Origin of the sequence: Rhizobium herbae, assembly GCF_017873135.1 — a bacterium.
Lineage (GTDB): Bacteria > Pseudomonadota > Alphaproteobacteria > Rhizobiales > Rhizobiaceae > Pararhizobium > Pararhizobium herbae.
The window spans coordinates 142,456-161,113 of sequence record NZ_JAGGJV010000005.1 but is presented as its reverse complement, the minus strand read 5'-3'; the positions used below and the strand labels follow the sequence as shown (position 1 = coordinate 161,113).

General features: G+C 61.4%; 23 protein-coding genes. 6 read left to right on the top strand and 17 right to left on the bottom strand.

Annotation, left to right across the window (positions count from 1 at the left end):
- Positions 1-87 precede the first annotated feature (87 nt).
- Entirely contained in the window at positions 88-1,920 is a 1,833-nt protein-coding gene (locus tag J2Z75_RS14885) for a methyl-accepting chemotaxis protein (protein ID WP_209853552.1), read from the top strand.
- A 90-nt stretch (positions 1,921-2,010) separates the two neighbouring features.
- Here J2Z75_RS14885 and J2Z75_RS14880 read toward each other — a convergent pair whose 3' ends face one another.
- The 10 genes from J2Z75_RS14880 to J2Z75_RS14835 form a co-directional block, all read right to left on the bottom strand.
- The gene (locus J2Z75_RS14880) at positions 2,011-2,505 is read right to left on the bottom strand and encodes a DUF523 domain-containing protein (RefSeq protein WP_209853551.1); all 495 of its coding nucleotides are present in this window, start codon (positions 2,503-2,505) and stop codon (positions 2,011-2,013) included.
- A complete protein-coding gene (locus tag J2Z75_RS14875) occupies positions 2,502-2,828 on the bottom strand; it encodes a transcriptional regulator (protein WP_209853870.1) in 327 nt (108 codons plus the stop codon). Before J2Z75_RS14875 ends, J2Z75_RS14880 begins: the two co-directional genes overlap by 4 nt.
- Before the next feature lie 2 nt (positions 2,829-2,830).
- Positions 2,831-3,157, bottom strand: a complete 327-nt coding sequence (locus tag J2Z75_RS14870; protein ID WP_209853550.1) for a type II toxin-antitoxin system RelE/ParE family toxin — start codon at positions 3,155-3,157, stop codon at positions 2,831-2,833.
- Positions 3,158-3,206: 49 nt separating this feature from the next.
- Positions 3,207-5,495 (bottom strand): glycine--tRNA ligase subunit beta, encoded by a 2,289-nt coding sequence (gene glyS / locus J2Z75_RS14865; RefSeq protein ID WP_209853549.1) that lies wholly within the window; start codon positions 5,493-5,495, stop codon positions 3,207-3,209.
- Between the two features lie 94 nt (positions 5,496-5,589).
- Complete coding sequence (locus J2Z75_RS14860; protein WP_234937357.1) at positions 5,590-5,889, bottom strand: HigA family addiction module antitoxin; 300 nt, start codon at positions 5,887-5,889, stop codon at positions 5,590-5,592.
- 15 nt (positions 5,890-5,904) lie between these two features.
- On the bottom strand, positions 5,905-6,186 hold the full coding sequence (locus J2Z75_RS14855; RefSeq protein ID WP_209853548.1) for a type II toxin-antitoxin system RelE/ParE family toxin: 282 nt from the start codon (positions 6,184-6,186) through the stop codon (positions 5,905-5,907).
- A gap of 83 nt (positions 6,187-6,269) precedes the next feature.
- On the bottom strand, positions 6,270-8,201 hold the full coding sequence (locus J2Z75_RS14850) for a DUF2207 family protein (RefSeq protein ID WP_209853547.1): 1,932 nt from the start codon (positions 8,199-8,201) through the stop codon (positions 6,270-6,272).
- Between the two features lie 45 nt (positions 8,202-8,246).
- Complete coding sequence (locus J2Z75_RS14845) at positions 8,247-9,521, bottom strand: 3-phosphoshikimate 1-carboxyvinyltransferase (protein WP_209853546.1); 1,275 nt, start codon at positions 9,519-9,521, stop codon at positions 8,247-8,249.
- Between the two features lie 97 nt (positions 9,522-9,618).
- Positions 9,619-10,365: a hypothetical protein gene (locus tag J2Z75_RS14840; RefSeq protein ID WP_209853545.1), complete on the bottom strand. Its 747-nt coding sequence runs from the start codon at positions 10,363-10,365 to the stop codon at positions 9,619-9,621.
- Between the two features lie 94 nt (positions 10,366-10,459).
- The gene (locus J2Z75_RS14835) at positions 10,460-11,008 is read right to left on the bottom strand and encodes a LemA family protein (RefSeq protein WP_209853544.1); all 549 of its coding nucleotides are present in this window, start codon (positions 11,006-11,008) and stop codon (positions 10,460-10,462) included.
- Positions 11,009-11,213: 205 nt separating this feature from the next.
- On the opposite strand from J2Z75_RS14835, the gene J2Z75_RS14830 reads away from it, so the two are divergent.
- Positions 11,214-11,411 carry a hypothetical protein gene (locus J2Z75_RS14830; RefSeq protein ID WP_209853543.1) on the top strand — a complete coding sequence of 66 codons (198 nt, stop codon included), beginning with the start codon at positions 11,214-11,216 and terminating at the stop codon, positions 11,409-11,411.
- Positions 11,412-11,518: 107 nt separating this feature from the next.
- On the opposite strand, the gene J2Z75_RS14825 is transcribed toward J2Z75_RS14830, so the two are convergent.
- Both J2Z75_RS14825 and J2Z75_RS14820 read right to left on the bottom strand, forming a co-directional pair.
- Positions 11,519-11,857 carry an antibiotic biosynthesis monooxygenase family protein gene (locus tag J2Z75_RS14825; RefSeq protein ID WP_209853542.1) on the bottom strand — a complete coding sequence of 113 codons (339 nt, stop codon included), beginning with the start codon at positions 11,855-11,857 and terminating at the stop codon, positions 11,519-11,521.
- A 150-nt stretch (positions 11,858-12,007) separates the two neighbouring features.
- Positions 12,008-12,988: a GGDEF domain-containing protein gene (locus J2Z75_RS14820; protein ID WP_234937356.1), complete on the bottom strand. Its 981-nt coding sequence runs from the start codon at positions 12,986-12,988 to the stop codon at positions 12,008-12,010.
- Positions 12,989-13,348: 360 nt separating this feature from the next.
- On the opposite strand from J2Z75_RS14820, the gene J2Z75_RS14815 reads away from it, so the two are divergent.
- Positions 13,349-13,489, top strand: coding sequence for a hypothetical protein (locus J2Z75_RS14815; protein WP_209853541.1), 141 nt, complete (start codon positions 13,349-13,351; stop codon positions 13,487-13,489).
- A 111-nt stretch (positions 13,490-13,600) separates the two neighbouring features.
- Here J2Z75_RS14815 and J2Z75_RS14810 read toward each other — a convergent pair whose 3' ends face one another.
- Positions 13,601-14,560, bottom strand: coding sequence for a glycine--tRNA ligase subunit alpha (locus J2Z75_RS14810; protein WP_209853540.1), 960 nt, complete (start codon positions 14,558-14,560; stop codon positions 13,601-13,603).
- Positions 14,561-14,665: 105 nt separating this feature from the next.
- Between J2Z75_RS14810 and J2Z75_RS14805 the strand changes: the two genes are divergently transcribed.
- Positions 14,666-14,956 carry a hypothetical protein gene (locus J2Z75_RS14805; RefSeq protein ID WP_209853539.1) on the top strand — a complete coding sequence of 97 codons (291 nt, stop codon included), beginning with the start codon at positions 14,666-14,668 and terminating at the stop codon, positions 14,954-14,956.
- Positions 14,946-15,263 carry a type II toxin-antitoxin system RelE/ParE family toxin gene (locus J2Z75_RS14800; protein WP_209853538.1) on the top strand — a complete coding sequence of 106 codons (318 nt, stop codon included), beginning with the start codon at positions 14,946-14,948 and terminating at the stop codon, positions 15,261-15,263. Before J2Z75_RS14805 ends, J2Z75_RS14800 begins: the two co-directional genes overlap by 11 nt.
- Positions 15,264-15,265: 2 nt before the next feature.
- Here J2Z75_RS14800 and J2Z75_RS14795 read toward each other — a convergent pair whose 3' ends face one another.
- The 4 genes from J2Z75_RS14795 to J2Z75_RS14780 all read right to left on the bottom strand — a co-directional run bounded on the left by J2Z75_RS14795 (position 15,266) and on the right by J2Z75_RS14780 (position 17,432).
- Positions 15,266-15,454: a hypothetical protein gene (locus J2Z75_RS14795; protein WP_209853537.1), complete on the bottom strand. Its 189-nt coding sequence runs from the start codon at positions 15,452-15,454 to the stop codon at positions 15,266-15,268.
- Positions 15,455-15,481: 27 nt separating this feature from the next.
- Positions 15,482-16,348: a S49 family peptidase gene (locus J2Z75_RS14790; RefSeq protein WP_209853536.1), complete on the bottom strand. Its 867-nt coding sequence runs from the start codon at positions 16,346-16,348 to the stop codon at positions 15,482-15,484.
- 83 nt (positions 16,349-16,431) lie between these two features.
- Positions 16,432-17,211, bottom strand: coding sequence for a tRNA1(Val) (adenine(37)-N6)-methyltransferase (locus tag J2Z75_RS14785; RefSeq protein WP_209853535.1), 780 nt, complete (start codon positions 17,209-17,211; stop codon positions 16,432-16,434).
- Positions 17,208-17,432 (bottom strand): putative signal transducing protein, encoded by a 225-nt coding sequence (locus J2Z75_RS14780; protein ID WP_068957401.1) that lies wholly within the window; start codon positions 17,430-17,432, stop codon positions 17,208-17,210. Before J2Z75_RS14780 ends, J2Z75_RS14785 begins: the two co-directional genes overlap by 4 nt.
- 109 nt (positions 17,433-17,541) lie before the next feature.
- Between J2Z75_RS14780 and J2Z75_RS14775 the strand changes: the two genes are divergently transcribed.
- Positions 17,542-18,558 (top strand): polyprenyl synthetase family protein, encoded by a 1,017-nt coding sequence (locus J2Z75_RS14775; RefSeq protein ID WP_209853534.1) that lies wholly within the window; start codon positions 17,542-17,544, stop codon positions 18,556-18,558.
- Positions 18,559-18,658: the final 100 nt, after the last annotated feature.

Below are 18,658 nucleotides of genomic sequence, written 5' to 3'. Positions count from 1 at the left end.
CTCGGCGACGGGCCTTACCCCCTGCCTCATCTCAATAGATTTGCCGGCGATCCCTTGACCGCCGGCGCCTGGACCGCGTGAAACACCATGAAGAATCTCAAGATTTCGCGACAATTGTTGTTGCTGGTCATCGGACTGTTCGTTGCCTTCGCGGCGGCCGTCTATTTTCAGATATCCACCTCGAGCGACGCGCTCTACCAGGCCCGCTATGACACGCTGCGCACCCAAGTGCAGTCGGCCGTGTCGGTGCTCAAGGCCTTCCACGAGCGGGAAACGGCGGGCGAACTGACCCGCGACGAGGCACAGGCACAGGCCTTCAAGACCCTGACGGCGATGAAATTCGATCCGGACGGATATTTCTTCGGCTACGACTACGATGTAGTCATGAAATTCCATCCCGACGCGCGCAAGGTCGGCAAGAGCGCCAAGGGCGTCGCCGATCCGAAGGGCTACAAGTTCCGCGACGAACTGGTGAGGCTTGGACGCGCCGGCGGCGGCCAGACGGACTTCTATGCCAGCAAGCCCGGCCAGCCGGACGACGCGTTCTTCCGCAAGAGCAGCTATGCCATGGCCTTCGAGCCGTGGCAGGTGGTCGTCGTCACCGGCCTCTACATCGACGACCTCGACGCGCAGGTCAACGCCACCATCTGGAAGGCGCTGTCTCTCGGGCTGATCGTTTTCGGGTTCGGCATTGCCGCTGCCTGGTATGTCATCCGCGGCATCGTCAAGCCGCTGCAGGCGATCCACACGGCGCTCCGGGCGGTTGCCGACGAGAACGTGTCGATCGACATTCCGCACACGAACCTGCGCAACGAGGTAGGCCTGATGGCGACGGCGACGCAATCGCTGCAGCAGAAAGTCCGCGAACGGCATGAGATGACCCGCCGCCAGGCCGAGCAGCAGGCGGAAATCAACGCCGAGCGCCAGCACAATCTCGATCTTCAGCGTGAAGAGGCGGAATTGCAGGCGCATGTGGTGGCGACGATCGGCGAGGCGATGGAGCTTCTGGCGACCGGCGACCTGACAATCCGCTGCGGCGATCTCGGCCCCGGCTACTCGACCCTGCGCGAACACTTCAACAATGCACTGGCGCGGCTCGAGGCGGCGATGTCGAAGGTCAACGGCAAGGGCGCCGATATCGGCGGCAGCAAGGAAGAAATCCGCACTGCATCGCTGGAACTGGCCCGCCGGACCGAGCAGCAGGCGGCCAATCTGGAAGAAACCGTCGCCGCGGTCGACGAACTGTCCGCATCGGTGCGCCACACGGCCGAAGGGGCTGGCGAGGCGAGCCAGCGGGTGCAGGCCGTCAGCGTCGATGCCTCGCGCAGCGAGGCCATCGTCTCCGAAGCGATCGAGGCGATGAGCGGCATCGAGAAATCCTCCGACGAGATCTCCAAGATCATCGGCGTGATCGACGAAATCGCCTTCCAGACCAACCTCTTGGCGCTGAACGCCGGTGTCGAGGCGGCGCGGGCCGGCGATTCCGGCAAGGGTTTCGCCGTCGTGGCGCAGGAAGTGCGCGAACTGGCGCAACGCTCCGCTGCCGCTGCCAAGGAGATCAAGGAACAGATTTCCCGCTCCTCCGGCCAGGTGGTCAACGGCGTCAAGCTGGTGGGCGAGGCCGGCGATGCGCTGAAGCGGATTTCCAGCCAGATCCAGGCAGCCAACGAGATCGTTGCCAAGATCGCCTACAGCGCCAAGGAACAGGACACGACGCTGCGCAGCATCAACGGCTCGATGAACCAGCTGGACGTCGCCACCCAGCAGAATGCCGCCATGGCGGAAGAGACGACGGCTTCGGCCCAGGTGCTGGCCGACGATACGGAAGAACTGCTGAACCTCATCCGCGGTTTCCGCATCTCCGACGGCGGTGCCCCCGCCGAGGCCCGCCGGCAAACGCAGTGGCGCAAGGCAGGTTGATCCCCAAGGATACACAAACAGAGATAAATCGACATCGGAAAGGCAGCGCTCGCGGGCGCTGCCTTTTTGTTTCAGGCGGTTCGAAAACGGTCAGTCGGTGAAACCCGCGGCTTCGACGAGAGCGTCGATGTCCCTGTCGGAAAAGACCTTGATGCCATTGGCCCTGAGCAGCGCTGCCGTGACACCCTCGCCCGGCCGGCGGCGGCCCGAAAAGCTGCCGTCATAGATGAAGCCTGAACCGCAGGACGGGCTGCCGTCGATCAGCAGCGCATAGGCGCAGCCGGTCTCGATCGCCAGCGCCAGGGCATTTTCCGCCGCTTGGCGGAACTCGGCCGTTACATCGCCGCCGTTGCTCTCCAGCACGCGGGCGGTGCCGGACAGAACCTCATCGGCCGATCGCCCCGGTTCGATCTCCGCCGGCAGGCGCGGTACCGGCATGCCGGCCGACATTTCCGGACAGATCGTCACCAGCCGCCCCTCCTGCCGCCAGCGATCAAGCGCCGGATGCACAAGCGGCCTGGCCTGCCCGTCATAGCGGACGGCATGGCCCATGAGGCAGGCGCTGACGAGGATTTTCGCGGTCATGCCGCCTCTTCAGTCACTTCCACGGAAACCCGGATTCCACCGGCACGTTGCAAGTGGACGATAACGTTGAACAGGTTGTCGGCACGAGGGTTTCCCTTGGCGCTGAACATGCGCATCAGGCTCTTTGCGGGCGTTCCCACACGTGCGGCCAGATTCTCAAAGCCGATTGTCGCATTGATATAGTCTCGCAAGACCGCCTTGCCGTCATCCAGGTTGCCAGAGAGAAGCAAATCAAGCGCTTCAGACAGCAGAGCCGACCGGAAAGCGTCGTCGCGATCGGCGCGCGCCTTGATCGTTTCCCGAAAATCCCTTGTCAGCGTCATGATCACGTCTCCGTTTTGCGGCGTTTGTAGATCTGCCATCGTTCAAGGGCGTCGTCGATATCGCGTTGCTGGCGCTTCTTCGTGCCGCCGCCGAGCAGGATGACAAGGACGTTGCCGACGATACCGAAATAAACCCGGTAACCGGGACCGTAATCTATCTTCAGTTCCTGCAAGCCACCGCCGACCCCTTTGACATTGGAGACGTTTCCGCGCTGCAAGCGGTTTAACGCAACCACGATCCGTGCGGCAGCCTGAGCATCCAGATCATTGAACCAGTCCGCAAAGGGACTGGTGCCATCGACCTCAAGATACTCCTTCAGCTCCGGCATGACAATGGTAACCTATACGGCACTATTGAAAAACCTGTTCGGTTTTGTCCTATCCTGCGATCTTCGAGAAATCCGCGACCGTTCCCGTGGCCGACCGGATAAGGCCGAGCAGGGCAAGGCGATTGGCGCGGATGGCCGGGTCTTCGTCGTTGACCAGCACGTCGGCGAAGAACTGGTCGACCGGGCCGCGCAGCTTCGCCAGCGCTTCCATGGCCGAACGGAAATCTTCACCTGCGATGGCAGCGCTTGCCTCGGTGGAAGCCTGCGTCACGGCGGCATAGAGCGCCTTTTCGGCATCGAGCGTCAGGAGCGCCGGATCGACATTCGCTGCGACCGCGGTGCCCTTCTTTTCCTCGGCTGCCAAGAGCTGCGTGGCGCGCTTGGTGCCGGCAAGCAGGTTGAGGCCCTCTTCCGAGGTGATGAAGGCGGTCAGGGCCTCCACACGGCGGGCGACCATCAGGAGGTCGTCGGCATCGGGCGTCAAAACCGCATCGATCAGGTCGTGGCGGGCGCCGAGATCGCGGAGGTAAACTTTGAGGCGGTCGTGGAAGAAGGAGAGGAGGTCGGCACTTTCAAGCGTCACCTTCCGGCGGGCTTCTGACCCCAGCATCTCCATCGTCAGTTGACCGATGTCGGTGGCGAAAGCGAGCACTTTCGCAGGCAATTGCGCCACATCAGAAAAGCTGAATACCTTTTCTTCGACCGACGCAATACCCCTGTATCTCTCGATAGAAGCCATATGAAGTTGGAACGCCGTGAACAAATTCAACCGAACCTTCCGCTCCAGCAATACCCGCACAACACCCAACGCCGCACGCCTCAGCGCATACGGATCCTTCGAGCCCGTCGGCTTCTCGTCGATGGCCCAGAACCCAACCAGCGTATCCAGCTTGTCGGCCAGCGCCACCGTCAGGCCAACGGCATCGGCAGGCAGGCGATCGGACGGTCCCTGCGGCTTCCAGTGATCCTCGATCGCGGCGGCGACGGAGGCATCTTCCCCCTGCAGCAACGCATATTTGCGGCCCATGAGGCCCTGAAGCTCGGGGAATTCGCCGACCGCTTCGGTGCGCAGATCGGCCTTGGCCAGCACGACGGCACGGTCGACCAAGACCGGATTGGCACCGGTGGCCTTGGCAAGTTCTGCCGCCAGGGCACGGATGCGCTGGACGCGTTCGCTCTGGGTGCCGAGCTTGGCGTGGAACGTCACGTTCAGCGCATCGAGCTTGGCCATGCGCTGATCGAGCGGCTTATTCAGGTCGAGATCGAACTTTTTCGCCGAAGCTTCGAGCGTTTCGAGGTCCGGCAGGTTGCCCTGGTCGCGGGTCCAGAAATGCTTGGCGTCCGACAGGCGGGCGCGAACAACCTTGCCGTTGCCGTGGACGATTTCCTTGCCGCCGTCCTTGGCCTCGATATTGGCGACGAGGATGAACTTGTTGGACAGGGTTTCCTCGCCCGGGCGGCGGGTGACGAAACATTTCTGGTTGGTCTTGATGGTCAGGCGGATGATTTCCGACGGGATCGCCAGATAGTCCTCCTCGAAGGCGCCCATCAGCACCTGCGGCCATTCGACGAGGCCGGAGACTTCTTCGAGCAGCGCTTCGTCCTCGACCAGTTCAAGGCCGTTGGCAAAGGCGATATTGGCGGCATCGGCAGCGATGATCTGCTTGCGGCGCTCGGCATCGAGCACGACCTTGGCCTTTTCCAGCTTCTCGATGTAATCGGCAAAGCGGCGCACGGTGATGGCCTCCGGCGCATGAAAACGGTGGCCATAGGTGATGTTCGACGCGACGATGCCGTCAACCTCGAACGGAATGACATGCGTTTCCTCGTGTTCCGGGCCGAACAGGCAGACGATCGATTGCAGCGGCCGCACCCAGCGCAGCGAGCCGGGCTTCGCCGAAGCGGCCCCGGACCGCATGGGCTTCGGCCAGGGGAAGTTGCGGATGATGCCGGGCATGACGTCGGCGACGATCTCTTCCGTCGGACGGCCGGGCTTGACGATATGGGCGACGTAGAAATCGCCCTTCTTCGGGTCGCTGTGGACATGTGCCTGGCTGATATCGGACAGGCCCGCGCTGCGCAGGAAACCCTCGATCGCCTTTTCGTTGGCACTTGTGCTCGGCCCCTTGCGATCCTCGCGCACGTCGGCGGAGCGGGTGTTGAGGCCCCGGATATCCAGCGTCAGGCGGCGCGGCGTCCAATATTCCCGCGCGCCCTCATAGGTCAGCCCTGCCTCGACCAGCGCATCGGTCAGGAGCTTCTTCAGGTCGCCGGCAGCCTTGCGCTGCAAACGGGCCGGGATTTCCTCGGAGCGGAGTTCAAGCAGAAGATCGGGCATGGACTGGATGCTTTTCTAAGGGATCAATAGACTGCGGGGGACTTAGCAAGCCCGGCGGCAAAAGTCATCCATCCAATGGCGGAAAAGTCAGCACTCACGCAGCGTCGCGAACGGGAATGCGCGCGATCTCGGCGCGATTTCGCTCCGCCTCTATCTTCAGATCGTAACTGACCTGCAGATTCATCCAGAGTTCCGGCGTGGTGTCGAAGAACTTCGCAAGGCGCAGCGCCGTGTCTGTGGTGATCCCGGTCCTACCCGTGACGATCCGCTCGATGCGAGTCCTGGGAACATTCAGCTTCTTGGCAAGCATGCCGGCGCTCATCTCCAACGGGTCGAGATAGAGCTCCTTGAGGATTTCGCCCGGATGGATCGCAGGCAAGATATTTCCAATCATCCTACTTCCTTCATCTTAATGATAGTCCACGATCTCGACATCATCGGCTCCACCGTTCGACCACGAAAAACAAATACCCCATTGCTGATTGATGCGGACTGAATACTGGCCCTCACGATCGCCTGACAGTTTCTCAAGGCGGTTACCCGGTGGCGATAGCAAATCCTTCAGATTCGTCGCTCCATTCAACAGGGCCAGCAATTGCTGCGCGCGTCGGACGAGATCTATCGGAAAGCCCTTCTTCACGCTGCCATCCGCAACGGACGCAGAAAGCTTGCCCTTGAACGAACGGATCATCTAACGGCTCCGAATTGTATCGCACAATGATACTCCAAACGGAGACTGTCAAATATCACGACACGATACGAAATATTCGGTTCCTACCACCCGCCCCCGCCGCCTCCGCCGCCACCTCCGCCGGAGGAACCGCCGCCGGATGAGAAGCCGGAAGACGAACTGCTGGGCGGCGGTGGCAGGGACGCAGTCATGGTGCTGGCCATCGAGCCGGCAAAGCCGCCGATGCGGTCACCGAAGGAGCCGACGGCGAAGGAATTGCCGTGGTACCAGGCAGGCTGGTAGGCGGCGGCACCGACGGCAGCCGCGAGCAACCAGCGATCGAAGGTCTCCGACCAGGGTTTTTCGACGCCAAGGGCCACCGCGTAGGGCAGCAGTTTTTCGAAATGCTGCGGCGACATTTCCGGGGCGCCGGCCATGTTCATCCGCTCTTTTTCCGCCAGCGTCAGATATTGCCGCAGGCCATCGATGCCATCCATCATCTTCGAGCCGAGCGGCGTCGGCGCGCCCATCAGATGGAAGAACAGCATGTTGACCAGCACGATACCGCCGACGCCGATCAAAAGCGGCACCTGATGCGTCGACAGGGCCGTTGTCACCACAAGCGCCAGTACGCTGAACCCGATGGCGGCGATGAAAAAGCCGAAGAAGGCGACGACGATGATGGCGCCGATCCGGGCAAACAGGCTGCCCCTGCGCATGAACAACCGGCCGAGGACGACGGCGAAAATCGTGATGATGATCGACGCGAACACCGGCAAGAGCACGATCAGGATGGTGGTTTCGTTCAGAAGACCAAAAAAGAAGATCGCCAGCAGGAAGACGACCGACAGAGCGACGCCGCCGACCACATAGGCGGTGTTGGCATGGTAATATCTGTTGCGGTGTTCCTTTTCCATCGCGCTGCGGAAATCGGACCCGGCCTTCTGCACAGCGGGGCCGTTTTCCTTGTCGATCGTCAGTTTGCCGCCGTTGCGCTGGACGGCGGCCAGGATCGAGGCCTCTCCCGTCGGCAGTGCCGCGGGCTGCGCCTTCGACGTGCGGGTGATGACCAGCGCGTTCTTCAGGTCCTCCAGCACGACATAGCCGTCCACTGCAAGATTGAGCGCGGCGGCCGACAGCGCGGTCCATCCCTCTCCGGAAAAGCCCTTGTTGTCGATATAGTTGACCAATGCCGGCGAGATGCCATCGGGCGCATCCCAGCGCGGCACGATGACGCCGCGAACAGGATCGCGACCGACCTTCAGCCACATGCGGGAATAGTAGAGCGCTGCGATCACGAAGCCCGCAATGGCAAGGATCGGAGGCAGGTGGTCGTAGAACCACCAGAGCCGTTCCTGCGATACGGACGGCGGATCGATGCTGCCCTTGGGCAGCTTGACGGCAATCGTCAGCCCTTCGTTCGCCTCAAGGCGGCGCGTCGTGGTGAAGACCAGCCGGTCGCCATCCTCGATCGCACGGGCGTTCTTGTCGGTGGCGCCCTGGCCGCCGGTGAAGACGTCGAGCGCCTGGGCCTTCACGCCATCAGGCAACGTGACCGTTGCCGACGCTTCCTCGATCGGGAAAGCCCATCCATTGCCGGTGACGTTCCAGTAGAGTTCGTCGTGATCGTCGAAGAAGCGGATCTGGCGGGCAGTCTCGTAGGTGAACTGGAAGATGTGCTCGCCACGGGAGAGAAACACATCCTTGTCGCCGGTATAGATCCGGATGCCGCCGCTGATGCCTTCGGTGTGGTAGGGCTCCTCATTGCCGTCACGCTCGACGGAGATGAGCTTGAAATCGACCTTGGCGACGCGGCCGTTCTTGTCGGTAAAGGTCAGCGGAAAATCGCGGTAGATGCCGCGCCTGATCTGGTTGCCCTCGACGTTCGCCGTGATGGTTTCCGTCACCGTCAGCAGGCCGCTTTTGGCGACATCGATGGCGGAATGATAGGCGGTGAAGACTTCGTCCGCCCGCGCGGCGCCTGCGGCCATTAAGAACAGGACGATGACGCCAAGCGCCGCGAAAATACGTTTCATGCGATCCATACTTTCCCCGTTCATTCCGCCATCGTCTTTTGCGATTTAAGGCCGGTCGCCCTCAAGCACGACGCCGAGCGAGGCAAGCTCGTCAAAGTAGCGCGGATAGGTTTTCGCGACGCAGCCGGGATCGAGAATGGTGATGCCGTTGATCTTCAGGCCGGCCAGCGCGAAGCTCATGGCAATGCGGTGGTCGGCGAACGTATCGATGTCAGCCGGCAGCGTCTGGCCGGCAAGCGCCGGATCGGAGGCGACGAGCAGGTCGTCGCCCTCCTCGATGGCGAGACCCGGACGGATATTCGACAGGCCGGTCGACAGCGCCCGAATGCGGTCGCATTCCTTGACGCGCAGGTTCTCGATGCCGACGAAACGCACCGGGGTTTTGTTGAAGGCGGCAAGCACGGCGAGCGTCGGCACCGCATCCTGCATCTGCGAACCGTCGATGACGGCGGGCATATGCGGGAAGCGGGCGATGACCTCATAGGCCTTGGCGTCGGGCTGCGAGAACGCGGTGGCCGCGACGCCGAGATCGATGCGGCCGCCGGTCAGCACTTCCGCCGCCCAGAGATAGGTCGCGGCCGAGGCGTCCGGTTCAATCAGATAGTTGGTGGCGCGGTAGCCGGTGGGCGCGACCCGCCAGATCGACGGGCTCGCCTGCGTGACGTCAGCCCCGAAGGCGCGCATGGCGGCAACGGTGAGGTCGATATAGCCGCGCGCGCCGATCTCTTCGCCGGCCAGTTCGATATTGACCGGACGCGAGCCGCCGGCCGCCGCCATCAGCAGGGCGGAGACGTACTGGCTGGAGAGACCGGCATCGATGGTAACGTGATCCCCGGCGAAATCGCCCGTGCCGGAAACCGTCACCGGCGGGCATCCGGTTTCGGCTTCGATCGTCACCCCGAGCGAGCGCAGGGCTGTGACCAGCGGCGCGATCGGTCGCTTGCGCATATGCTGGTCGCCATCCACTATAACGGTGCCATCGACAAGGGCAGCCGCCGCAGTCAGGAAGCGCGTCGCCGTGCCGGCATTGCCGAGGAACAACGGCGTTTCAGGGGCTAAAAGCTTGCCCGTACCGGTGACGATGAAGGTCGTATCGTCCGGTTCGGAAATCGTAACGCCCATCGCGCGCAGCGCATCGGCCATGTAGCGCGTGTCGTCGCTCTTCAGCGCGCCGGTCAGGCGGCTCGTGCCCTTGGCAAGGCCGGCAAGCAGCAGTGCCCGGTTGGTGATCGACTTGGAACCGGGCGGACTGACGCGGCCTTCCAGCGGATGGCCCGGCGGCAGGATGGTCAGCTTCTGGTCTGCGTTGCTCATGCTCATGTCTCTTGACTTCACGGGGTAACCTCGGCCCAAGGAAGGACCTATTTTTGAACTGCGATCTACGACGAATGCGCAGTTTTCGCAAATGTCGAATGCGTCAATGCGCTGTCTGCGATTGAACCGCCGCAAGCTCTTTCATCGCCTGTTCAACGATCCATCGGTCAGCGGGTGCAACAGTGTCGAGCGTGGCAATCATTCTCGCGATGACAGGAGCGTCTTCAATCCACGTCTTCAGTCGTTGCACCGTCACTTCATCGACATAGCCCCAGAACGCCCGGTCCTTCGCGTCGATAGCATGCAGAGACTCGGTCGCATTAAGGAAGAACTTTGCAATCTGCAGTCCGGAATTGATGCCGGAATCTACCAGCCAGTCATCAAGAGCTTTCGAAAGCGGCATGCCAAGGATCGCCATTCCGCAAAGCCATGCCTGCACATCGATTTCTTCAACGTGCTCCTGTCTTGCCTGGGCAAACGCTTCGGCGAACACGGCTTCCACCGCGGCCTGTTCCGGGATCGGCCACTCGCGCCAATTCCCATGCTTCAAACGAAGCGCAATCATTTCCGCGTCCAGCCCCGGCTGCCCCGTCCATCCGATCGCCAATTCGAAAATGCGCGGAAGGAAATGTTTGTAGTCCTCGGCATCGCCAACCGTCGTTACGGCATAACCGGCATATGTTCCGAGATTCTTGCTCGACAGTTCACGCAATGGCGCCGACGTCACCGCTGTCAGGATTTCTGCGGAATTGCGAAGCGGCGAGGCGTGAAATGCCAAAGGGCGTGGATACACGGAAAACGCCTCGTAGCAGGCATCGAACGCACGTTGCAAACTGTCGCGGGGATGCATCAATAAAATCCCGGTCTGTTTAGCGCCGCGAAAGCATCCATCCCGCATCTCGCGGTAAGCGATGGCTGAATGCTCGAAGGCGTGGCCGATATCATCAAAACTTCACCACCGGCACCGCGCGGTCCGCTTCGTTGGTGATCTCGAAGAAGGCGGCCTTGGTGAAGCCGAACGGGCCGGCGATGAAATTGGATGGAAAGCTCTCGACCTTGACGTTGAGGTCGCGGGCAGCACCATTGTAGTAGCGGCGGGCCATCTGGACTTCGCTTTCGATACTCTCCAGCGACTGCTGCAATTCGGAGAAATTCTGGTTGGCCTTGAGATCCGGATAGGCCTCCGCCAATGCGAAAACCTTGCCGAGCGCCTGGGTCAGCAACCCCTCGGCCGCAGCACGCCCGGCGACATCGCCCGTCGGCACGGCCTGTGCCCGGTTTCGCAGCTCGACGATCTCCTGCAGCGTGCCCTTTTCATGGGCGGCGTAGCCTTTGACGGTCTCGATCAGGTTGGGGATCAGGTCCGCCCGCCGCTTCAGCTGCACGTCGATGCCCGACCACGCCTCTTCCTTCACCTGCCGCGCCTTGACCAGGCCATTATAGATGAAAATCAGGTACAGGATCACGACCGCAGCAATGGCGAGACCGATCATCGGGGTTTCCTTCCGGCAACATTTGTTTTCCGCAACTTAAGGATCGAACGCCGCCGTTGAAAGACAAATTTCAGCCGCCCGCTCCGCCTTGCGACTTTTCCCGTTTCAGCCGCATTGCCCTGTTCCGCCGGGAACCGCGCGAGGGCGGCGTTTGATCGATAGTGGGTCCATCAGATCAACGCCGACCAAGCAAAGTACCGGACCCATGAAAACGCTCGCAACCCTCATCAACGTCATCGCCTTTACGGCCTTGTTCTTTGCCTATGCGAGCGGCGCTTCCGTGGAACAGCCGACCGGCGTTCGCCGCGCGCTCCAGACCTATGCCGGCCAGTTGCCGACCGGCGCCTATCCGACTCTCAAGCCGGTGTGGCAGGTTGGCGTCGATGCCAGCGATCTGGTCTGAATTCACGTTTTGACGACAAGCACCGGTGCATGGAAAAACGGGCCGCACGCCACGCAGGAAAGTGGCGGCGGTCCGCTTTGCCTTAAGGCGCCAATCAGTGCCGACAGTCAGATATCCAGGCTGCGATAGAGCCCCATATCGGCCTTGACGCCGAGGCTCGCCATCGCCTGCTGGCGGTCAATGCCCGCCTGCCGGTCGAACGCGGCAACGGCGGAGACGATGGTATCGACCACCTCCGGCCCGGTGAACTCGATCACGGCGACGAAATTGAACACACCCGGTCCGGACTGCTGCTCAAGGATGCGATCCGCGGCAACCCCATCCTGCCGGCGCAGGACCGCATGTGTCCTTGCCATCAGATCAAGGAACGCGTCACGGCTTTCCGTCGGCACCGAGAACTTGTTGATACGATAAAGCGGCGCATTGCCGGATTGCTGAATGCTCATCTGCGTCTCCCTTTGCCGACGGCCGCTCACTGCGGTCCGACGCAGGGAGTTCTACGACCTTAAGTAAAGTTGAGGTCAATAGCGCCGTCGTCAATTTTCTAAAAAAGGAGCGCGGTGGTGAGCGGATTGTTTTCTCGTGCCCGGGGGCGACTAGACTGCTTCGTTCCGTCTCGTCTTGCGCGACGGCATTGAGCCCGTTTCCAGGATCTGGCCGAAGCAGACGACGGCGACGCGCTGCTCGGTCGTTTTGGCGATATACATATATTCGTCGGCTCGCTTGACGAAAGAAGCGGGCGTATCATCCGCCTGCAGGAACGTGACGCCGACGGCCGCGCCGGTAAAGGTGACCTTTCCGTCGATGGCGATCGGCTTGAAAACCCGCTCCATGGCATCCTGGATATTCTGCTGCACGTCAGCGGCAAGCTTCAGATCGATGTCGAGCAGGACGACGAATTCGTCGCCGCCGATCCTTGCGATGAAATCCGTGGCGCGAAAGCTCTCGCGCAGGCGGCTGGCGATGGTTCTGAGAACCTCGTCGCCGGCGGCATGCCCCATTGTATCGTTCACCGTCTTGAAACCGTTGAGATCGATGAAGGCCAGGGCGAGCTTGCGGTCGTTCAACATGCTGCGCGCGACGGAATCGGCAACGACCTCGTCGAAACAGGCGCGGTTCGGAAGGCCGGACAGGGTGTCGGTCCTTGCCGATGTCTTCAGCGCATTTTCGATTTCCCGCTGCTGCCGGACGCGCGCCGATACATCGACGATGACTTCGACATCGAAGGAGACGCCATCGATAACGGTTCTCTGCGCAGAGATCAAAGTCGGGATGACCGTGCCGTCGGCATAGGCGATATCGACTTCTTCCAGCTCGTAGGCCCCCTCTTCCGCCAGCAGGCGGTGGCGGCGGTCGCGGGCGGGATTGTCGATCGCGGCCCCATCCGACGTCAGCTTCTTGCCACGGATGTTTTCCCATTTCAGGCCGGTCAGCCGCAGGTAGGCGTCGTTGACCTTCGCATAGCTGGACGTCTTCGCATCGCTGGTGGTAATCGCCATCGCGATCGGCGCGAACTCGAACATCCGCATCAGCATCGAGGCTAAAACCGCCGGCGGGAGAATGTCCTCGTCTTCCATGGTGTGTCCTGAGTTCATCGCTGGCGACCACTTTAGAACAAACTCTTTAAACGCTTGCTGAACAGCCGAGAAAATTCAACAGATTGTTTTCCCTTGAAAATTGTCTATTTTACACAAATCCTCCATTGATTGCACATTTAAGGCAATCCGGCCCTTCCTCGATCGAAACGGCTCGCGTGCGCATAGTTATAACTCGCGATTGCCGTCAATCACGCATCGCGTATCCTTCACCGATGTTTTCAGCGTAAGCGCGACAGCTCATGCCGCGCCATTGGCCATGAAGGCTGCTCCGAAACCTTACGGCGCAACGCAGAGCGAAGCGAACCCGCCCAACCATCGGTGAAGTGCGAAACTTGAAACATGACCATCCTCTCCATGATCACCCTCTCGGCACTGGTTCTCATCTGCCTGAGCCACATGGCAGCCAGCCGCGCGCAGAAACAGGACCGGAAACAACGGAGCTTCGTGCCGGTACGGGTGCGCTATTCGGGCAGGCGCTGACCCCGGTTATCACCGAGCAGACGTCTAGCCGTTTCAACCTGTCACACCCGGTTTCGGCCGGCTTTCCACGCAGGATCGGACGCGCCTGGTGCTAGTGCCAGAGACTAGCGCTCAAGCAGCCTGATTGACCAGGTTTACCCCGCCGGCATCCGTCAGCAGAAAAGCCTCGCCGCAGGCCTTGGCGAGCGTGCGCACGCGCAGGATATAGCTCTGGCGTTCGGTGACCGAGATGACGCCACGGGCATCGAGCAGGTTGAAGACGTGGCTGGCCTTGATGCACTGGTCATAGGCCGGGAAGACGCATTTGTGCAGGATGGCGTTGGCACCCGTGTCCGGCGCACCGGCAGCGAGAAGCGCCAGGCATTCCTTTTCGGCATCGACGAAATGCTGCTGCAACATCGCCGTGTTGGCATATTCAAAATTGTGGCGTGAATATTCCTGTTCGGCCTGCAGGAAGACGTCGCCATAGCTGATCTTCTCGTCGCCTTCGCGGCCGTTGAAGTTCAGGTCGTAGACGTTGTCGACGCCCTGCACATACATGGCGAGGCGCTCGAGGCCGTAGGTCAATTCGCCGGAGACCGGCGCGCATTCGATGCCGCAGACCTGCTGAAAGTAAGTGAACTGCGAGACTTCCATGCCGTCGCACCAGCATTCCCAGCCGAGGCCCCAGGCGCCAAGCGTCGGGCTTTCCCAATCGTCCTCGACGAAGCGGATGTCGTGAAGCAGCGGATCGAGGCCGATCGCCTCCAGCGAGCCGAGGTAGAGTTCCTGCAGGTTCGACGGATTGGGCTTCAGGATGACCTGGTACTGATAGTAGTGCTGCAACCGGTTGGGGTTCTCGCCATAACGGCCGTCGGTCGGACGGCGCGACGGCTGCACATAGGCGGCCCGCCAGGGCTTCGGACCAAGCGCCCGCAGCGTCGTTGCCGGGTGAAACGTGCCGGCGCCGACTTCCATGTCGTAAGGCTGAAGAACCGCGCATCCCTTGTCGGCCCAGTAGGCGTGCAGTGTCAGGATCAGCGCCTGAAAGGAGCGCTTCGGGTTCATATGGTCAGGCAGGGGTGCGGTCATGGAGCGATACCAGTTACCTAATTTTGCGGCGACAGGTGCCATGGGAGAGGACAAGGGTCAATACATAACGTATTATACTTGTGTGTTTTGCATCGGAGACGAACCATGAACATCAAGACTACCGTCACCATTTCCGAACGCAACCTGCGCTATGCGGAAAAGATGGTCGAAGAGGGAGTCTATCCATCCGTTTCCGAGCTGATCGAGGCCAGCATCGAGCAGATGATGCTGAACAGACAGTCTCCCGACGATGCGGTAGCGAACATGGCCGACGAAATCCGGCAGCGCATGGAATTACCGAGAGAACAGTGGATTCCGCTAGAGGGGGACACGATGTTCGAGGAAGTTCGCGCTCTTATCAGCAAAAAAAAGGCTGAAAAGCGGAATGGCGTATAAGGTCATCCGCCATCCACTCGTCAAAAACGATCTTTTGAAGGTAACCATTTTTATCGGGGACTATGCCGGATACGACGTTGCCGAAGAGAAAGTCGAAGAGATCGAACGCAGCCTTTTCTCATTGACCGACTTCCCGCATATCGGCACCATCCGTGGTGAAATATATCCTAGGCTTCGCGTCATTCCCGCTTCGAGCAAGGCAGTTATCTGCTTTACCGTCGATGACGAGAGAAAAGCAGTCGATGTCATCTGCATCACATATGGCGGGGCCAATTGGATGGCACGGGTCAAAGAGCGCCAAGAGTAACATCACTCCGGCTTCTTCAGCCGATACTCCCCCGTCACCGGATCCTTGACCAGCGTGCCTTGCGTGCCGGTTTCCTCACGGCGGCGGGCTTCCTGCTGGCGGCGGGAGAGTTTCTCCGCGTCGGCCACGAACTTACGGTAGCCCATCCAGGCGACGGCTGCGAACAGCAGCAGTATAATCATTTGCGGCATGCGCGCCCCCCGTTTTTCCTCAGGTGATCAAAGGCCGAAGCGGCCCCATAATGCTCTTTCCTCCGCCACCTCGGCAAGGCCTGAAACGGTGGATGCAGCGAAGCGCTCGGCCATCCCGCCAACGAGCGACGCACCCGGCTGACGGCGGCCGAACAGGCCGCGCGAGGCGGATACCAGTTGCAACTCGGTCTTTGCGCCAAACCGCTTCTTCAATTCGCCGCGCATGTCGCCAAGGCTGTCGACCAGCCCGAGCTCCTGGCCGCGCCGGCCAGTCCAGAACAGGCCGGAGAAGATATCCGGCGTATCGGCAAGCAGGTGGCCGCGCCGCGCCTTGACCATGCCGATGAAGATGTCGTGGATTTCGAGTTGCAGTCCCTTCAGGAACTCGATGTCCGTTTCCTTTTCCGGCTGGAAAGGGTCAAGCATCACCTTGTTGGAACCGGCAGTGTAGACACGCCGCTCGACGCCGATCTTCTTCAACAGCTCGGGAAAGCCGAAGCCGCCGGAAACGACGCCGATCGAGCCGACGATCGAGGTCGGATCGGCAATGATCTCGTCACCGGCCAGCGCGATCATGTAGCCGCCGGAGGCCGCGACATCCTCGACGAAGATGATGACCCGCTTCTTCTTTTCGTCTGCGAGATCCCGGATGCGCTGGTAGATCAGCCGCGACTGGACCGGAGAGCCACCGGGGGAATTGACCGAGATGGCGACGGCCGGCGCATCCTTCATGGAGAAGGCTTTCTCAAGCACCGGCGCGATGTTCGCCAGGTTCAGCGCGGGACGAAACTGGCTGCCGCCCGCCATGATCGCACCATGCAGCCGGACCACCGGGATCGTCACGCCGTCCTTGCGAAAACGCCTCGGCAACAGCTTCCTGAACAATCCGGCCATCTGAACTCCCTGCATTCATTCAATCATTGTGCGTGTTGGCATGTATGCATTGGCGCGGCAAACGCAATGGCAGCCAGTAAAAATCATCGCCGGCGGGGGTAGGCGACGCGGCCGTTGTTCAGGTCGTCGACCAGCGCGGCGAACTTGTGCGTCCCCTCCTCGTGCACGATCAGCGGCGCCCGCAGCGTCAGCCGTGCGCGGTTCTGCTTGATCGCCGTGACGAGGATGCGCACCGCGTTTTCGCCAACGCGCGGATGCAGCGGGGTGATCTCGATGCCGCCGAAACGGCGGCCGCAGGCGGAGATGATCTCGGCGATCGATTGCGGCCGCGCGATCAGCGACAGCTGTCCGCCGGGCCTGACGATGGCGCCGGCCGTGCGGATCCAGATATCGAACAGCCCTTCCGTCATCGCATGCGCCTCGGCCTTCAGCGCATCCGGCGTCCTGCGGTCGGAGGCGTCGTTGAAGGGCGGGTTCATGATGACGTGATCGAAGCTGTCGTCGGCAAGACCGGCGGCGACGCGGGCCCGGCCCGTGAGCGAGACATCGGCCTCGAGTACCGACACGCGGGGGGCGAAGCGCGCATTTTCCGGCAGGGCAAGGCTTTTGCGGGCGAACTGCACCATCAGCGGCGAGCGCTCGACCAGGAGCGCCTCGGCATTTTCCAGCCGCGAGGCAACGGCCATGCCGGCAGCGCCGGCGCCGGCGCCGAGATCGGCGACACGGCAAGGCTTGTCCGTGGCGACCAGCGAGGCGAGCAGCATGGCGTCCATGCCGGACCGATGTCCCTGCCCCAATGGCTGCATCACGTGGAATTGACCACGGTGGAAGCTGTCGATGGTTTCGGTAGCGGCAGCCGTCATGCGTCGCGCAATTCCGCCTCTAGCCCGGCGTCGATCAGGACCTGCCGCGCCTCGTCGGCATCGTCCTCATCGACCAGAAACCGGCGGGGCAGCAAGCCAAGCGAGCCTTCGAGAATGCTCATGCCCTGATCGGCGATGAAACAGCCGATGCCCGCGTCCTTCATCAGGCTTTCGGCAAAAGACAGCACGACAGCATCATTGGTACGGATCAATTCCTTCATTCCGGGTCGTTTTCCTGCCTTATTTGAGCAAGCGGGACAATTCGCCTCTTGCCGCCACAAGCCCCCCTTTCTATTGTCCGAACTGGAATTTGAACAGGAGTCCCTTGTGTTGGGCGTAGTGATACCGCTGGAAGACAGCAAAAACAAACAGGCATCGGTAAAGCCGCTCGTCGACCTGACCAAGGCGGACATGGAGCGCGTCAACCAGCTCATCCTGTCCAAGGCCGGTTCCGACGTCCAGATGATTCCGGAAGTGGCCAACCACCTGATTTCTTCCGGCGGCAAGCGCCTGCGCCCGATGCTGACGCTCGCTTCCGCAGCGATGTTCGGCTTTACCGGCGATGCCCATATCAAGCTGGCGACCTCGGTCGAATTCATGCACACCGCCACGCTGCTGCACGACGACGTGGTCGACGAGAGCGATCTGCGCCGCGGCAAATCGACGGCACGAATGATCTGGGGCAACCAGGCGAGCGTGCTTGTCGGCGACTTCCTGCTCGGCCAGGCCTTCCGCATGATGGTCGATGTCGGCTCGCTGGAAGCGCTCGACGTGCTTTCGACAGCCGCTTCCGTCATCGCCGAGGGCGAAGTGCTGCAACTCTCCGTCGCCAAGAACATGGAGACGACCGAAGACGACTATCTCTCCGTCATCCGCGCCAAGACGGCAGCGCTTTTTGCCGCCGCCGCCGAAGTCGGCCCGATCGTCGCCAAGACCGACAAGGCAAGCCGCAATGCGCTGAAATCCTACGGCATGAACCTTGGCCTCGCCTTCCAGCTGGTCGATGACGTGCTGGATTACGGCGGCAAGGCCGCGGACCTCGGCAAGAATACCGGCGACGATTTTCGCGAGGGCAAGATCACCCTGCCGGTCATTCTCTCCTATCGCCGCGGCACGGCCGACGAGCGCAGCTTCTGGCGCGAAGCGATCGAAGGCGGCGAGAGCAACGACCAGAACCTCGAAAAAGCGCTCGGCCTGATCACCCGCTACGGCGGCTTGAGCGACACCATCGCAAGGGCGCAGCACTATGGCACCATTGCCCGGGACGCGCTGGCGCCGCTGCCGGAGTCGCCGTGGAAGGCGGCGCTTCTCGAGGTCATCGATTTCTGCATCGACCGGGTGAGCTGACACGGCGATCAATTGCCGCGCTGGAGTCCCAAGAGGAATTTCTTGCCGCACTGCGCCAAAAAAGCCATTCTATCCGTCCATGCTACCGGAGTTGCCGTGC

Bases quoted from the DNA above. Each gene is read 5' to 3' on its own strand.
- J2Z75_RS14880 (WP_209853551.1), bottom strand. From the start codon at position 2,505: ATGACCGCGAAAATCCTCGTCAGCGCCTGCCTCATGGGCCATGCCGTC.
- J2Z75_RS14840 (WP_209853545.1), bottom strand. From the start codon at position 10,365: ATGCATCCCCGCGACAGTTTGCAACGTGCGTTCGATGCCTGCTACGAG.
- J2Z75_RS14820 (WP_234937356.1), bottom strand. From the start codon at position 12,988: ATGGAAGACGAGGACATTCTCCCGCCGGCGGTTTTAGCCTCGATGCTG.
- J2Z75_RS14870 (WP_209853550.1), bottom strand. From the start codon at position 3,157: ATGCCGGAGCTGAAGGAGTATCTTGAGGTCGATGGCACCAGTCCCTTT.
- J2Z75_RS14800 (WP_209853538.1), top strand. From the start codon at position 14,946: ATGGCGTATAAGGTCATCCGCCATCCACTCGTCAAAAACGATCTTTTG.
- glyS (WP_209853549.1), bottom strand. From the start codon at position 5,495: ATGCCCGATCTTCTGCTTGAACTCCGCTCCGAGGAAATCCCGGCCCGT.
- J2Z75_RS14855 (WP_209853548.1), bottom strand. From the start codon at position 6,186: ATGATCCGTTCGTTCAAGGGCAAGCTTTCTGCGTCCGTTGCGGATGGC.
- J2Z75_RS14815 (WP_209853541.1), top strand. From the start codon at position 13,349: ATGACCATCCTCTCCATGATCACCCTCTCGGCACTGGTTCTCATCTGC.
- J2Z75_RS14805 (WP_209853539.1), top strand. From the start codon at position 14,666: ATGAACATCAAGACTACCGTCACCATTTCCGAACGCAACCTGCGCTAT.
- J2Z75_RS14850 (WP_209853547.1), bottom strand. From the start codon at position 8,201: ATGAAACGTATTTTCGCGGCGCTTGGCGTCATCGTCCTGTTCTTAATG.
- J2Z75_RS14780 (WP_068957401.1), bottom strand. From the start codon at position 17,432: ATGAAGGAATTGATCCGTACCAATGATGCTGTCGTGCTGTCTTTTGCC.
- J2Z75_RS14795 (WP_209853537.1), bottom strand. From the start codon at position 15,454: ATGCCGCAAATGATTATACTGCTGCTGTTCGCAGCCGTCGCCTGGATG.
- J2Z75_RS14825 (WP_209853542.1), bottom strand. From the start codon at position 11,857: ATGAGCATTCAGCAATCCGGCAATGCGCCGCTTTATCGTATCAACAAG.
- J2Z75_RS14860 (WP_234937357.1), bottom strand. From the start codon at position 5,889: ATGATTGGAAATATCTTGCCTGCGATCCATCCGGGCGAAATCCTCAAG.
- J2Z75_RS14785 (WP_209853535.1), bottom strand. From the start codon at position 17,211: ATGACGGCTGCCGCTACCGAAACCATCGACAGCTTCCACCGTGGTCAA.
- J2Z75_RS14885 (WP_209853552.1), top strand. From the start codon at position 88: ATGAAGAATCTCAAGATTTCGCGACAATTGTTGTTGCTGGTCATCGGA.
- J2Z75_RS14835 (WP_209853544.1), bottom strand. From the start codon at position 11,008: ATGATCGGTCTCGCCATTGCTGCGGTCGTGATCCTGTACCTGATTTTC.
- J2Z75_RS14875 (WP_209853870.1), bottom strand. From the start codon at position 2,828: ATGACGCTGACAAGGGATTTTCGGGAAACGATCAAGGCGCGCGCCGAT.
- J2Z75_RS14790 (WP_209853536.1), bottom strand. From the start codon at position 16,348: ATGGCCGGATTGTTCAGGAAGCTGTTGCCGAGGCGTTTTCGCAAGGAC.
- J2Z75_RS14830 (WP_209853543.1), top strand. From the start codon at position 11,214: ATGAAAACGCTCGCAACCCTCATCAACGTCATCGCCTTTACGGCCTTG.
- J2Z75_RS14810 (WP_209853540.1), bottom strand. From the start codon at position 14,560: ATGACCGCACCCCTGCCTGACCATATGAACCCGAAGCGCTCCTTTCAG.
- J2Z75_RS14845 (WP_209853546.1), bottom strand. From the start codon at position 9,521: ATGAGCATGAGCAACGCAGACCAGAAGCTGACCATCCTGCCGCCGGGC.